This is a genomic window from Psychrobacter sp. TWR1-1-1 (assembly GCF_049895865.1).
GTDB lineage: Bacteria > Pseudomonadota > Gammaproteobacteria > Pseudomonadales > Moraxellaceae > Psychrobacter > Psychrobacter immobilis_A.
Genome location: NZ_JAFCTE010000001.1, coordinates 195,312 through 209,198, shown reverse-complemented (window position 1 = coordinate 209,198; position 13,887 = coordinate 195,312). Strand labels below are relative to the sequence as shown.

The window sequence follows — 13,887 nt, the reverse complement described above, 5'->3', positions numbered from 1 at the left end:
TGAGACTAAAAATGAAATGAATTTAAAATAACTTCCTTAAATTCTTGATACTTAGATAACCAACATACTCTTTATCTTCATCAGTATTTGTAAGTTCGTGACTATTATGAATCGTAGGCTCAATTAAAATCTGTATGTTTGAGACAAGGTCGTTCACGTCGTATATATCATCGATATCTACCTGAAATTTATCATCAATGTGCGATGCGGCATTAAAAGGTGAGTCTTTATCTTTAAAAGTAAATTCTTTATAAAATGTACTTTGTTTGGCTTGTTTAATAGCCTCTGCTTGAGTAGCAGCGACGATAAGCAGTTTATGATGAAACTCTTCAAAACTCCCCTGCTGATAGCCGCCTAAATTAATAAAGAACAGTTTTAAACCGTTATCATTCGCTGTTTGATTGTTTGACTCGATCAATTTAACAGTATGGTTTCCCACTTTGGTAATCGCTCTGTATGAATCAATATGCCATTTGTTTTTGACTTCTGGCCAGTGGTGATTGATATCGTCTACCAGCTCGCGCACCTGATTGGCCACACCAAAGAAAATATCGTGCTGCTCAATCAAACGACCTTTGGGGCGACCACCAAGTTGTACCATAAAGAGTGTTGGCATAAAGAATTACCTTGTACGTTAATAACTTCTGAGTAAAATGTGTGATGTTAGATAAATCATATAAAAAGGATCAATATGGGCATTCTGATAGCTATTAAGCTGACGTTTATAGCGACTATATTTTTGCCAATAGTGTTGTGTTTGACTTCCTGTACAAATAAAGAATCAAGCTTAACATCAAGAGCTACTTATCATGACATCAGCAAAGTTGAAATTGAGAACCCTTATTCAAACCCTATTCTACTATCTTACGACGCAAAGCATCAGCCTGAAAAAATGCAAGCCATAGTCGATGAGATAAACAGTCAAAGCCATGGTTTTTGGCGTGAAGGTCTAGGCGGCAAAGAGGGAGCTAATGTTATTAGTATTCATATCTATAGCCATTCCGAGACGCCAGTTGCAAGCTTTTCTTTATTTTCTAATCAACTAATGGAGCGAGGACCAAATTATCGACAGCTTAATGTAGACGGTTTTTTTAGGCAAATAGATATTCAAGCGCTACCCGCATTGAAAGAGGCTTGGTGTGGTCATAGAGATATTGATGCATATCATAGCTTGCAACTTAATAAATCATGCTAAAAATAGGCAAAATCCTGATACTTATATATTTAATTGCTCATCAAGGCAATACTCGCCCTGTTCTCAGTGCAAACGCCTAGTCTTTACGACCGTTCATTGAAGCCAATTTAGCCGCAGCTTCATAATCATAAGGCACCTTGATATGCTCAGTTTGCCAGTATTTACCCTGTTCAGTATCAACACATTTAATAATCGCGTAACTGGCATGGGGCGAATAGGTTTGCATCTTATGCAAAATAGGCAAATCATCTTTATAAGCAGGGTAACCCACGCTACCTGTATTGATGATTATCTGACCTGTCGATAGCGTGACTGTACGTGGAATATGAGTATGACCACATATGATCACTGAACTGCCAATACCGTTAAGCTGTGCCAAAATATCTAGATTATCACGTAAGGTCGGCTGACCCGTCTCAATATTTTCTAACAAATATACCATGTCATCGGTTGGTGACCCATGGCACAAATAAACATTCTCACTCAAATGACAATCAAACGGCAAATTCTGCAGCCACTTAACCGCTGCTTTAGGCAAGTCCTCTATGATAAAAGCCATGGTTGCGTTGTTGCCAATCTCCGCCGTTGTCGCTTCATAAATCTGTCTATCCTGATTACCTCGAATAGTAATAATATCGTTCTGCTGTGCCATTAAGAGCGCATAGGTATCTTTAGGGGCAATCGGTCCGTATAGAATATCGCCCAGATTAACAATTTGATCAATATCGCGCTGTTTAATATCAGTCAGCACGGCTTCAAGCGCGAAAACATTACTATGAATGTCGGAAATAGCCGCGATAATATTTAATTGCTTATTATTAGAGTTAGAGTGCGCCATCCTATTTATTTTCCTAACAAATCACTATGTTATACATCGACTAACCGTAAAAAGGAACAGAAAAGAGAAACAAAAAAACCCAATGGCTCGTGATTATTGAGACATTGGGTTTCATAAATTATGATTAATGTGATTGCTAAACTATATTAAGAAGAAATAAGCCCACAATCCGACGACAAAGGTAGCAATGATATTAAGAATGACACCTGTACGGATCATTTCGCTCTGTTTAATCAATCCCGTACCAAAGACAATCGCATTTGGCGGTGTCGCAACGGGTAGCATAAAGGCACAAGATGCACCAATACCGATGACCAATACTAACACTTCGTGGGGTAAACCCATCTGCTCTGCAATGGCAGCAAATACGGGAACCAGCAGGGCGGCAGAAGCGGTATTAGAAGCAAACTCCGTCAAGAAAATAATAAATGCTGATACCGCAATCATCACCACGATAAGCGGTGCAGAAGACAACGCATTCGCGACCGTCTCCCCCAATACCAAAGAGGCACCTGACACTTTCAGAATCGTCGATAGGGCGATACCACCGCCGAACAGCATGAGTACACCCCAATCGGTATTATCAGACACCTGCTTCCACGATACCAAGCCTAAGCTGACCACAGCGGCAGCGGCTGATAAGGCAATAACCGCGTCAGTATCCGTAATATCAAGCGCAGCACCAATCTTTTTGGAGAAAATCCAGCTCAATGCGGTGACAATAAAGACGATAATCGTCACTACGCGAGGTTTATTCCATACAATAGGCTCATCTTCAACCAGTACAATTTTACGATTCAGGTTGGGCTTCAAAAACACATACATCGCGCCTAACAATAGCGGCAATAATACCAGCATCATCGGCACACCAAACTTCATCCAGTCCACAAAGGCAATATTGAGCGCCTTTGCAGCGATAGCATTTGGCGGCGAGCCAACGATCGTACCTAAACCACCAAGGCTTGCTGAGTAAGCGATACCTAATAGTACAAATACAAAAGTGCCTCGGTCTTTTTCACGATCAACCTGCGTTAAAATACCCAGTGCTAATGGCAACATCATCGCCGCCGTCGCAGTATTCGATATCCACATCGACAAAAATGCGGTCACGCCAAATATCAAAAATACCGCCGTGCTTAATTTGCTACCTGACATCGATAAAATCTTCAGGGCAATTTTTTTATCCAATTGCTGCACATGCAAGGCTGCCGCTAAAGCAAAACCACCAAAAAACAAATAAATGGTCGGATTGGCAAAGCTTTGTAAGCCTATTTCGGCATCGAATTCTGGTATGCCAACTAGGGCACCAACCACGACTACCAATAGTGCCGTAATCGTGACGTGCAACGCTTCCGTTAGCCACAATACGCCGATGAAGAACAATAAGGCAAGACCCTTATTGGCATTGATATCGAATGGCAATACATTATAAATAATTATACTGATTATCGCCGCAATAGCGACCACTATCAACCCTTTACCAGTACCCTTTGGAAAGGTATCGGTAAATAAATACTCATTGCCATCATCAGGAAGATGGCTATCTAGTTTTTGCTCTGACATAAAATGTCCTTATTTTCCCAAAGACAGTGTAAAAAGACGCTAAAATAAAAACGCATGTTAGCGATTGACGGTTGTTCAACCAGCAACCACAAAAAATACGCCGTTATCATAACAGATATATAACAAAAAGCTGATGCAACAAAGCCTTTATAAAAAAAACCTTATAAAATTTGCAATAAATATGGTTGTTTCATAGGTAAAGAATTACTTTAATGCGTTTTAGGAAAGGTACTTTAAAACGGTACTTTATAGAGATGATATTTATCTAATGAGTTTTTAATTTTTGAACCGAATGCCGAGAGTAAGTGAGAGCAACTTATAACCAAGTAATTGCTTTTAATTAAACAGCAAGCCTTGTGAGTTGCAGTTACACATCGTCACTAAACAAGCGTACACTTAGTATGTACAAGCGTATGGTGCTATCTCATACTAAATAAGTCAAAATAAATTTCTAATACCAGTAATAGTTTAACAACTATTTTTTATTAGTATTTATATCGGAAAATGAATAACAATAAATAGGAGCACTTTATGACAGATGCAAATAAAACAGATTCAACCACTAAAATGGCACCGAGAGATATCAATCAAGACGGTTTGGCTAAAAAAGATCAGCAGCGTACCGATGACTCTGCACTCGATATGATGCAAGGGTTGCATGAACATGAAGACCATAAGGAAGAAGGTAAAAACTAAATCACAGCTTTATTATTACCTCAAAGCAAAAAATAAAGGGTACTGATCGTTATGATGAGTGCCTTTTATTTTTTGGCTCTCTTTTTTCTGGCAAGCGATCTGAGACGTAGTTATATATAAATGCTGCTGTTAAAACGATAGCAATGGGTACAAATAGCGCTTCATAGCCAACCTTGGCGAATAAAAATGCTCCAACGGCGCTGCCACCGCAAAAGCAATACCAAATAATGGCTTGAAACCCTAATGTCGGTTTGCTAATCGATCGACCGGCCAACCAGTTGCCAATCGCTGCGCCCATATCTGATGTCAAACCTGTCAAATGGGTGGTACGAATAACCGCGCCACTATAAGTCGCTACCATGGCATTCTGTAATCCGCATGCCATTGCCGCTGCCAACTGTCCTAAATAATCATGCTGCTGATACAACCAGTAGCTGGCCATTAACAGTGCCGCCTCGATATATAGCGCACTACCATAGCGCCTACCTAACTTTAATGATGTCTGCCCAATCACATAACCACTCAGTATCGCACCTGCCAAAAAAGACAATAGTAGCGCACCGATATACAAGATACTACGCACATCCAAGTAAGCAATAGCCGCTGCAAATAAGCTTACGTTGCCAGTGACGTGAGAAACCGATAGATTGGTAAACCCCATTAACGCAGCAGTGTTAACACAGCCAGCACTGAATGCCAGTACTGCCCCGCCCCACAATATCCACTTTGGTAATTTGGTTATCATATTCGCCGCCTAATGGCTTATCACCAAAAAGCATCTATTATAACCAAAAAAGGCAACCGATTGGCTGCCTTCCTGATCTATAGAACCCTATAATCGACTATTGAAGTGGATTATTTCGGCTCATCAAGCATCATTAATTGCTCACTGATAGCAACGGTATTAAAACCTGCGTCAACAAACATAATCTCGCCGGTAATACCAGATGCCCAAGGTGATAGCAAGAAAAGCGCCGCATTACCGACTTCGGTTTGTGTGATATTACGTTGTAGCGGCGCGATTTTTTCGCTGATATCGAGCATTTTACGGAATGATTTGATGCCACTGGCAGCAAGCGTGCGAATAGGACCTGCTGAGATCGCATTGACACGAATGCCTTCACCACCCATCGAAGTAGCCAAATAGCGAACACTGGCTTCAAGGCTGGCCTTTGCCATACCCATGACGTTGTAGTTTGGCAATACCGAGATACTACCTTCATATGTCAATGTCAGCATCGAACCGTGACGCATGGCCAATAAAGCACGAGCTTCTTTGGCTAATGCTACAAAACTATAGCTTGAGATATCATGGGCAATTTGACTGCCTTCACGGGTCGTCGCCTTAACAAAATCGCCATCAAGCTGATCCATCGGCGCAAAGCCAATCGCATGTACCACACCATCGATTCCATCACCCCAATGGGCAGTGATTTGCTCAAAGCAGGCAGCGATAGACTCATCAGACGCCACGTCACACTCAAGTACCAAATCTGCTTCGAATTTCTCCGCTGCCATATCGACACGCTTTTTGATCTTATCATTAGGATAAGTGAGAATTAATGAGGCACCTTCACGGTGCAGTGCCTCAGCGATAGCCCAAGCGATAGACAGTTTGCTCGCAATGCCTGTCACGACAAATCGTTGTCCTTGTAGTAGCATAATATTTCCTTTTGGGTCGATCAAAATTGTTTAATCATATTAAGTTATTTAGAGTGATTAGATATGATGAATATCACAGCGTAAAAAGTACAAATTATAAAATAAGTCATTATACACGAATTAATTTAAGTAAACAGTCGTAAACTGTATCCCCTTATAATGTCGTCTAATATCGATTAAACGCTCAACTGCTCGCCACAGCAGTATGAAGTTAAGTAGATTTCAAGTATAATCACAGCCCTTCCCAGCTTGCACAATTTTTATAAAAATCCTTTACAACAGTTATTTGTAACTGTTCGTAATTAGGGATTTAGCGTTAAGCTACACCCACATTTTGGATGGCTGCCAAACTTATGAGTAACACCCCAACAATAGCATCAAATTACCAAGAAAGCGTTGAGTCTTATCGTCAACTGATTCTCTCAACTGGTGAGGACTTACAGCGTCCCGGTCTTGAAGAAACGCCGATGCGTGCCGCGAAAGCTTTTGCACATCTAACCCAAGGTTATCATCAAAGCTTGGATGAAGTCGTCAACGACGCCCTGTTTCCATCAAGCAATCGCGAGCTGGTATTGGTACAAAATATTGAATTTTATTCATTGTGCGAACATCATATGCTGCCTTTTCATGGTATCGCTCATGTAGGCTATTTACCCAATGGTCAAGTACTAGGCTTATCAAAATTTGCCCGTATTGTCGACATGTTCGCCCGTCGCTTGCAAGTTCAAGAAAATTTAAGCGAACAAGTGGCACAAACTATCATGGATGTCACTGGCTGTCGCGGCGTAGCAGTAGTGATGGATGCAGCGCATATGTGTATGATGATGCGCGGCGTAAATAAGCAGCACTCCACCACACGTACAACATCGATGTTGGGTGAGTACGTACATGACAATCAAGCGCGCAATGAGTTTTTGAGTGCGATCCCTAGACGTCAGCCTGCATTCTAACGCTTCAAATAACAATAGATAATAAAAAAAGGATACTTAAGTATCCTTTTTTAATGCGTCCTTTCAAGATAGATATCATTAATAATTAGCAATCAATCCTTGATTACAATATAACGAGGCTTAACTAACCTAGCTTACTTCAGCAATCCAATTGCCATAACCTTCTGCTTCCATCTGCGCCAGTGGAATAAAACGCATTGCCGCTGAATTCATACAGTAGCGCTTGCCTGTCGGTGCTGGACCATCGTCAAATACATGACCGACGTGTGAGTCTGCATAGCGACTACGAATCTCGGTACGGCTTCCGAATATCCCTCGGTCTTCCTTCTCAACGACCATATCTGTGCTCAATGGGCGGGTAAAGCTTGGCCAGCCAGTGCCAGATTTGTATTGATCACGAGAGGAATATAGTGGCTCCCCCGATATCACATCGACATACAGCCCAGGCGCTTTATTATCCCAGTATTCATTATCAAAAGCGCGTTCGGTGCCGTCTTTTTGAGTGACTTTATATTGAATGTCACTGAGTGACTGCTTTAGCTCATCCTGTGCAGGCTTCACAAAGGTATCTGGATTGAATCCTGTACTAGCTTTAGCAGCTGACGCATTGTTTGATGTTGCCTGTACGCTATCTGCCGCCGTAGGTTTAAACTGGGTAAAATCCAGCTCGTAGTCTTTACCATAGACACTTTCGATAAATTGATAGCGCCCAGAATTAAAGGTATAAGCCTTATAGCGGATTGGATTTTTCTTATAATAATCTTGATGATACTCTTCAGCTGGATAAAACTTGCTAGCAGAAACAATTTCAATCACAACTGGTTTGCTATAGATACCAGAGTCTTGTAGTGATTGCTTAGCAGCTTCCGCTATGTGCTTTTCTTGTGCATTATTATAAAAAATAGCAGGACGATACTGGGTTCCACGATCTACATACTGGCCGTCAGCGTCGGTTGGATCGGCGATACGCCATAACGATACCATTATAGGTGATTTTCGTTGGGTCATAATAGACTTGAGCCGCTTCAGTATGCCCTGTGCCACCTGCTGATACAGTGCTATAAGTTGGATTTGTCGATTGACCGCCGGTATAGCCAGAGACCACTTCTACAACGCCAGGTATTTTTTCATAACCCGCTTCCACGCACCAAAAACAACCGCCAGCGACCGTAGCGACTGCGAGATTTGGGTCCGTTGGCGCATAAGGATTATCGATGGCAGTATTTTTCACAGCGGGCGTATTTTCGGTGGCAGCACAGCCAACGAAAACCATACTGATGGATGCTACAGCCATCGCAATAGCGCCCGTCTTTAATTTATGATTCATCGATACCTCCTAAAAGTAATATAATATAACCATGGTAACTCTTTGACCTCACTAAACCATACCTACATTGTTATAAAAATTTAATAGTTATTAGATATTATTTAATATAATTAAACAGTAAAATTCTGAATTATACACAATTTCTTAATAAGATAAGTTTGCTACAAAGTATGATTACTAAAAAAAGAGCACATTACGGACAGCGTAGTGTGCTCTTTTATATTACATCAATATATCTTAGGCAGCTTATGTAGCTTAGTTACTTTTTCATTTTCCAGCAGTATGCTCATCACTGGCTCGCTGAATCTTGGTTAAAATAGCCTTGATTTCAGACGCTGATAGATACGTTGGTACGGCATAGGTATCACTGACTTCTTTTGCTGCTGCTTTGGCAATTTTATCAAAATCACTGCTTTGCATGCCTTTCACCGTTGGATCGATATTCAAGGTGGCAATCAGTTCGCGTACTTGCGCGATGAGGTGGTCGGCAATCTCAGCATCACTCTTGCTAGCTTGTCCCGATTTTACCATACCTGTTTTTCTAGCCAACTGTGCCAGTCTTTTTTTACTTCCTTGACGATTGACATCAAGCACATACGGCAGCACGATGGCATTGGCACGACCGTGAGGAATACTATAGTGCGCCCCTAACTGGTGAGCGATAGCATGGACGTAACCAAGACCCGCTTTATTAAAGGCGATACCGCCGTAATGAGCGGCAATACCCATCTCTTCTCTGGCTTTAAGATTGCCGCCGTCTTTATAAACCAGCGGTAGGTTTTGCATCACAGATTTGACCGCAGAAGCCGCATAATAATCGGTCTCTACGCTCGCATTAGCACTCATCCAAGCTTCAAGCGCGTGCGTTAAAACATCGATACCCGTATCCGCTGTGATATGAGCCGGCATGCCTTTCATAATAACAGGGTCAATAGCCGCTGCTAATGGCACCATTCTTGGGTCAATAGACAGCGCTTTTTGATGCGTTTTATCGTCTGATACTACTGCACCAAGGGTTGCTTCTGAACCTGTGCCAGCCGTGGTAGGAATACAATAGAGCGGCATAGAAGGCTTTCTGGCTTTAAGAATGCCGATAAGTTGTTGCGGCTTGCAGCTATTGCCTTGTGACATCGCAATCATCTTAGCCGCATCAATGACCGAACCACCACCGATGGCAATAATTGAATCGCACTTAGCATCGATAGATTTGCGCAGTCCTTTTTCGACAACCTTAAAAGTAGGGTCTGGGGTAATGCCGTCATAAACGGTATAGCTGATATTTTTGCTATCTAGATAATCAGTCACTTTGGCTGGAATGCCTAGCTTATTAAGCACGGCATCAGTGACGATAAATACATTGGTGCTGCCTTCGTTGATAGCCATATCACATAGCTCTTCACAAGAGCTCTCACCAACAAATAGCATTGGTCTTCTAATTGGAACAACATAAGCGAACGCTTTTAAGACTTTAGCGCGTGTTTTAGCAACGGCTAAATAACCGACATTCTGCAATCCATTGGTATTTACTAACTTATTATTTACTAATTTAACAATACTATTTTGTTTTTTCATGAGTAAAAATCCTTTTTAATGATGGTAATAATAGCGATGACAATCCTTTAAAGCAGCAATTTAAACGGCTCTTTAACTAAAAATTAAACAAATCTAAGCATCCAACTAAAGTGAACGTCTGTTTAACTTATTGTATCACTGCTATTTTTAGGATATCGCAATTAGTATGAACTGCCATGTTCTGCTTATTTGGCTATATCTGCTTAACTCTTTTTGGCTAAGCTAAATCATACTCGCCTGCAGCAACTGCTGCGCATAGGGATGCTGTGGGCTATTAAAAACATCTTCAGTACGTCCGTACTCAATACATATGCCATCTTTAAGCACCATAATATGCTGACATAAGGCGCGCACCACTTTTAAGTCATGACTAATAAACACATAACTGATTTGCAATTTTTCCTGAATTTCACGTAGTAAATTAACGACGGTCACCTGCGTGGTACTATCAAGCGCGGACGTCGGCTCATCTAATATCAATAGACTCGGCTGCATAATAAGGGCGCGCGCAAGTGCGACACGCTGACGCTGACCACCTGATAGCTCATGCGGATAACGATGCGCAAACTCAGCTGGCAGATGCACGGTAGTAAGGCTATCCATCACTGCCTGCTGCCGTGCTGCCTTATCAACGCCTTGTACGAGCAATCCTTCTTCAACGATTTGCATCACTGTCATACGTGGATTGATACTGGCAAATGGGTCTTGAAATACCATTTGAATTTGCGAGCGAAACTGACGTAGCTCACCCTTGGACAATACTGAAATATCTTGTCCATTGACTATTATTTCGCCACCCACACGCGCTTGATTGCTAAGCAATTGACTTAATGCAAGCGCTATCGTGGTTTTTCCAGAGCCTGACTCACCTACAATGCCTAACGCCCACCCTTTCTGTAGCGTCATATCAACATTTTTTACTGCATCAAACCAGCGCTTAGTACTACCAAACAGACTTTTTTCAATGGGAAACTGTACTTGTAAATTGCTGACTTGCAATACGGTTTGTGGCTGACTTTCATCATCATTAGAGAAGTTCAGTGCTTGGCCAAAGTCTTGTTTGATTAGCGAGCGGGTATATTCGGCTTTGGGCTGGTTAAACACCGCTGCGGTTTGCCCCTGCTCAATCGTTTTACCTTGGTGCATGACGATTACTTCATCACTGTAGCGCCTGACCAGATTGAGGTCATGGCTAATAAGCACCATCGCCATATTATGCTGACGCTTAAGGTCATCTAATAGAGCGAGAATCTCATGTTGGAGAGTCACATCAAGCGCGGTGGTCGGCTCATCAGCGATTAAAATATCAGGCTGCTGTGCCAATGCCATGGCAATCATAACGCGCTGACGCTGACCACCTGATAGCTCATGTGGATAGCGGTTCAGCTTATCAATCGGATTGGTAATATTGACATCATTTAGTAAATCGATTGTTTGACTTTGCCATTGTTTCTTGGGCACACCAACTAGACGTAGTGATTCAGCAATTTGTTTGGCAACTGTATGTAGTGGATTGAGCGCCGTCATCGGTTCTTGAAACACCATGCCGCTGCGCTGCCCACGAATAGAGCGCAGCGCAGCGTTACGTGCCTTAGCACTAACACTAACATTGGCATTGGCATTGGCTATCGGTAGCACAGTCAACCCTGCTGACCCTGCCAGCTTCACCTCACCGCTAACGGTCAAACTGTCTGGCAATAAGCCTAATAGCGCGAGACTTGCAATGGATTTGCCAGAGCCTGATTCACCTACGATAGCAAGGGTTCGTCCTTGCCTAAGCGTATAAGACAGATTATCAACTAACGTTACGCCAGTATTGGTAAGAATACTAAGCTTATCGACACTCAATATTAGCTTTTGCTGTGTATTGCTACGATTTACGTTTAGGCTGTCAGTTTGCGTATCAATCATAGTCATCTTAAGAACGCCTCGGATCAAACGCATCACGCAGCGCTTCGCCAACGAAAATCAGCAATGATAAAATAAAGGTCAAACTAAAAAATCCAGATAGTGCAAGCCAAGGCGCATCGAGATTGTTTTTACCTTGTACCATAAGCTCACCAAGCGATGGTGAACCAGGTGGCAAGCCATAACCCAAGAAATCTAGTGCCGTTAAAGCGATAATATTAGCTGTCAATATAAATGGCAGCTGTGACAAACTTGACGCTAGGGCATTGGGCAAGATATGCCTTAGCATGATTTGACTGTCGGATACCCCAAGATTACGCGCAGCACGTACATAGTCAAAGTTACGCGCGCGCAAAAACTCTGCCCGTACCAAACCAACCAGTCCCATCCAACCAAATAACAGCATCATTGCAAATAGCATAAAGATACTAGGGCTGAATAAGCTGACCAAAATAATAATCATAAACAGCTGCGGCATACCGCCCCATAATTCCATGAAGCGCTGCCCTGCCAAATCTATCCAACCACCGTAATAGCCTTGTATTGCACCGACGATAATACCAATCACTGCCCCAGCAAGTGTCAATGCTAAACCAAAAAGTAACGACACGCGCATGCCATAAAGTATCCGTGCCAGCACATCGCGGCCTAAGTCATCAGTACCAAGCCAGTTCTGGCTATTGGGCGCTGCTGGATATGGAATACCCAGCTCAACGTTTGGTGTCTGATCGGCAAATGGAATCGGCGGCATAATGTAAAAACCTTGCTCATCAATCAGCATCTGTACCGCAGGGTCTTTATAATTGGCTTCAGTCTCAAACACCCCACCAAAAGCCGTTTCAGGATAAGCTTTTAGGACAGGAAAGTAATAATCGCCTTGATACTGCACCAGTAGCGGCTTGTCATTGGCAATCACATTGGCTGCCATACAAATGACGAATATCAGCGCAAAAATGAATAATGATACGACGCCAAGACGATTTTGGCGAAAACGGTTTAGGCGTGCCTGCCAGATAGGATTTAGGCGACGTTTTTTTGGCATAGAGACAGGAGATGCAGATGAAGGCGTTGAAGGTAATGGATAACTTGACATTAGCGCCCCTCAAAATCAATACGAGGATCAATTAAGTGATAACTCAAATCACTGATTAACTGTAATAACAGTCCGACCAAGGTAAAAATAAACAATGTACCGAATATCACAGGATAATCGCGCTGTTGAATGGCTTCGAAGCCTAAGAGACCCAAACCATCAAGTTTAAAAATAATCTCGATTAAGAAGTTTCCGGCAAAGAAAATGCCAACGATAGCCGCTGGAATACCTGCAATAATAATCAGCATGGCATTACGAAACACATGCCCGTAAAGGACCTGACGCTCACCCAGCCCTTTAGCACGAGCAGTAAGTACATATTGCTTACCCAGCTCTTCTAAAAAGCTAAACTTGGTCAGATAGGTCAAGCCCGCAAAACCGCCAATCGTACTTGCCAGCAGTGGTAGCGCCAAATGCCAAAAGTAATCTTTGATTTTACCCAGCGCGCTTAATTGATCGAAGTTCTCAGAGGTCAAGCCTTGCAGTGGAAAGATATTCCAGTAGCTACCACCTGCAAAAAACACCAGTAATATAACGGCAAATACGAAAACAGGTATTGCATGCCCGATAGCCAGTAGCATGGCAGTAACTTTATCAATCCCCGAGCCATGATGCATGGCTTTATAGATACCTAATGGAATCGCTATCATATAAATCAGCAGCGTGCTCCAGAGCCCAAGCGAGATAGAAACGGGTAATTTCTCGATAATCAAATCCGTTACCGACTGTCCTTTAAAAAAAGACTCACCGAAATCTAGCTGAGCGTAATTCTTTAACATAAGCCAAAAGCGCTCAGGTGCCGATTTATCAAAGCCGTATTGGGCATTAATCGCTGCAACCATTTCCTCAGATAAGCCACGCGTACCTTGATAGGTACTGTTATTTCCCGCACTACCCGCGCCAATATTACCGCCAAGCGCATTGTCTTTTGCACCTTGCTCGATAAGCGCCAGTTGCTGCTCGACAGGACCACCAGGCGCTGCTTGTACAATCACAAAGTTTGCGAGCAATATCAAAAAAAGCGTCGGTAATATCAGCAGTAACCTTTTTAAGATATAACGACCCATAACGGTGGCTTCCTAA

Annotated in this window: 13 protein-coding genes and 1 pseudogene; 3 read left to right on the top strand and 11 right to left on the bottom strand. The window is 42.4% G+C overall.

Features of this window, described 5'->3' with window-relative positions:
- Positions 1 to 22: 22 nt before the first annotated feature.
- Positions 23 to 616, bottom strand: a complete 594-nt coding sequence (locus ACP69U_RS00865; protein ID WP_193008035.1) for a DUF1543 domain-containing protein — start codon at positions 614 to 616, stop codon at positions 23 to 25.
- Positions 617 to 691: 75 nt separating this feature from the next.
- Between ACP69U_RS00865 and ACP69U_RS00860 the strand changes: the two genes are divergently transcribed.
- Positions 692 to 1,195, top strand: coding sequence for a hypothetical protein (locus ACP69U_RS00860; RefSeq protein WP_201560262.1), 504 nt, complete (start codon positions 692 to 694; stop codon positions 1,193 to 1,195).
- Positions 1,196 to 1,271: 76 nt separating this feature from the next.
- Here ACP69U_RS00860 and ACP69U_RS00855 read toward each other — a convergent pair whose 3' ends face one another.
- Both ACP69U_RS00855 and ACP69U_RS00850 read right to left on the bottom strand, forming a co-directional pair.
- Positions 1,272 to 2,033: a metallophosphoesterase family protein gene (locus tag ACP69U_RS00855; RefSeq protein ID WP_193008038.1), complete on the bottom strand. Its 762-nt coding sequence runs from the start codon at positions 2,031 to 2,033 to the stop codon at positions 1,272 to 1,274.
- 141 nt (positions 2,034 to 2,174) lie between these two features.
- Positions 2,175 to 3,596 carry an SLC13 family permease gene (locus ACP69U_RS00850; protein WP_426137506.1) on the bottom strand — a complete coding sequence of 474 codons (1,422 nt, stop codon included), beginning with the start codon at positions 3,594 to 3,596 and terminating at the stop codon, positions 2,175 to 2,177.
- 531 nt (positions 3,597 to 4,127) lie between these two features.
- On the opposite strand from ACP69U_RS00850, the gene ACP69U_RS00845 reads away from it, so the two are divergent.
- A complete protein-coding gene (locus ACP69U_RS00845) occupies positions 4,128 to 4,292 on the top strand; it encodes a hypothetical protein (protein WP_201553811.1) in 165 nt (54 codons plus the stop codon).
- A gap of 49 nt (positions 4,293 to 4,341) precedes the next feature.
- Here ACP69U_RS00845 and ACP69U_RS00840 read toward each other — a convergent pair whose 3' ends face one another.
- Together ACP69U_RS00840 and ACP69U_RS00835 are read right to left on the bottom strand one after the other, a co-directional pair.
- A complete protein-coding gene (locus ACP69U_RS00840; protein WP_198329879.1) occupies positions 4,342 to 5,037 on the bottom strand; it encodes a YoaK family protein in 696 nt (231 codons plus the stop codon).
- Between the two features lie 110 nt (positions 5,038 to 5,147).
- Positions 5,148 to 5,954, bottom strand: a complete 807-nt coding sequence (locus ACP69U_RS00835; protein ID WP_045447404.1) for an enoyl-ACP reductase FabI — start codon at positions 5,952 to 5,954, stop codon at positions 5,148 to 5,150.
- A 353-nt stretch (positions 5,955 to 6,307) separates the two neighbouring features.
- Between ACP69U_RS00835 and folE the strand changes: the two genes are divergently transcribed.
- The gene (gene folE, locus ACP69U_RS00830) at positions 6,308 to 6,904 is read left to right on the top strand and encodes a GTP cyclohydrolase I FolE (RefSeq protein WP_193008042.1); all 597 of its coding nucleotides are present in this window, start codon (positions 6,308 to 6,310) and stop codon (positions 6,902 to 6,904) included.
- Positions 6,905 to 7,033: 129 nt separating this feature from the next.
- Here the strand turns inward: folE and msrB are convergent, their stop codons facing one another.
- The 6 genes and pseudogenes from msrB to ACP69U_RS00800 all read right to left on the bottom strand — a co-directional run bounded on the left by msrB (position 7,034) and on the right by ACP69U_RS00800 (position 13,871).
- A complete protein-coding gene (msrB, locus tag ACP69U_RS00825) occupies positions 7,034 to 7,465 on the bottom strand; it encodes a peptide-methionine (R)-S-oxide reductase MsrB (protein WP_426137677.1) in 432 nt (143 codons plus the stop codon).
- Positions 7,466 to 7,693: 228 nt separating this feature from the next.
- Positions 7,694 to 8,177, bottom strand: a pseudogene (gene msrA, locus ACP69U_RS00820) (peptide-methionine (S)-S-oxide reductase MsrA); the annotation flags it as partial.
- 321 nt (positions 8,178 to 8,498) lie between these two features.
- Positions 8,499 to 9,803, bottom strand: a complete 1,305-nt coding sequence (locus ACP69U_RS00815; protein ID WP_426137505.1) for an iron-containing alcohol dehydrogenase — start codon at positions 9,801 to 9,803, stop codon at positions 8,499 to 8,501.
- A gap of 222 nt (positions 9,804 to 10,025) precedes the next feature.
- Entirely contained in the window at positions 10,026 to 11,714 is a 1,689-nt protein-coding gene (locus ACP69U_RS00810; protein WP_426137676.1) for an ABC transporter ATP-binding protein, read from the bottom strand.
- Positions 11,715 to 11,721: 7 nt separating this feature from the next.
- The gene (locus ACP69U_RS00805; protein ID WP_426137675.1) at positions 11,722 to 12,753 is read right to left on the bottom strand and encodes an ABC transporter permease; all 1,032 of its coding nucleotides are present in this window, start codon (positions 12,751 to 12,753) and stop codon (positions 11,722 to 11,724) included.
- Between the two features lie 50 nt (positions 12,754 to 12,803).
- Positions 12,804 to 13,871 (bottom strand): microcin C ABC transporter permease YejB, encoded by a 1,068-nt coding sequence (locus ACP69U_RS00800; RefSeq protein ID WP_201539648.1) that lies wholly within the window; start codon positions 13,869 to 13,871, stop codon positions 12,804 to 12,806.
- Positions 13,872 to 13,887 lie beyond the last annotated feature (16 nt).

Coding starts and splice junctions, on each gene's coding strand:
- ACP69U_RS00810 (WP_426137676.1), bottom strand. CDS start 11,714: ATGATTGATACGCAAACTGACAGCCTAAACGTAAATCGTAGCAATACA.
- ACP69U_RS00855 (WP_193008038.1), bottom strand. CDS start 2,033: ATGGCGCACTCTAACTCTAATAATAAGCAATTAAATATTATCGCGGCT.
- ACP69U_RS00805 (WP_426137675.1), bottom strand. CDS start 12,753: ATGCCAAAAAAACGTCGCCTAAATCCTATCTGGCAGGCACGCCTAAAC.
- ACP69U_RS00835 (WP_045447404.1), bottom strand. CDS start 5,954: ATGCTACTACAAGGACAACGATTTGTCGTGACAGGCATTGCGAGCAAA.
- folE (WP_193008042.1), top strand. CDS start 6,308: ATGAGTAACACCCCAACAATAGCATCAAATTACCAAGAAAGCGTTGAG.
- ACP69U_RS00800 (WP_201539648.1), bottom strand. CDS start 13,871: ATGGGTCGTTATATCTTAAAAAGGTTACTGCTGATATTACCGACGCTT.
- ACP69U_RS00845 (WP_201553811.1), top strand. CDS start 4,128: ATGACAGATGCAAATAAAACAGATTCAACCACTAAAATGGCACCGAGA.
- ACP69U_RS00860 (WP_201560262.1), top strand. CDS start 692: ATGGGCATTCTGATAGCTATTAAGCTGACGTTTATAGCGACTATATTT.
- ACP69U_RS00850 (WP_426137506.1), bottom strand. CDS start 3,596: ATGTCAGAGCAAAAACTAGATAGCCATCTTCCTGATGATGGCAATGAG.
- ACP69U_RS00840 (WP_198329879.1), bottom strand. CDS start 5,037: ATGATAACCAAATTACCAAAGTGGATATTGTGGGGCGGGGCAGTACTG.
- ACP69U_RS00865 (WP_193008035.1), bottom strand. CDS start 616: ATGCCAACACTCTTTATGGTACAACTTGGTGGTCGCCCCAAAGGTCGT.
- ACP69U_RS00815 (WP_426137505.1), bottom strand. CDS start 9,803: ATGAAAAAACAAAATAGTATTGTTAAATTAGTAAATAATAAGTTAGTA.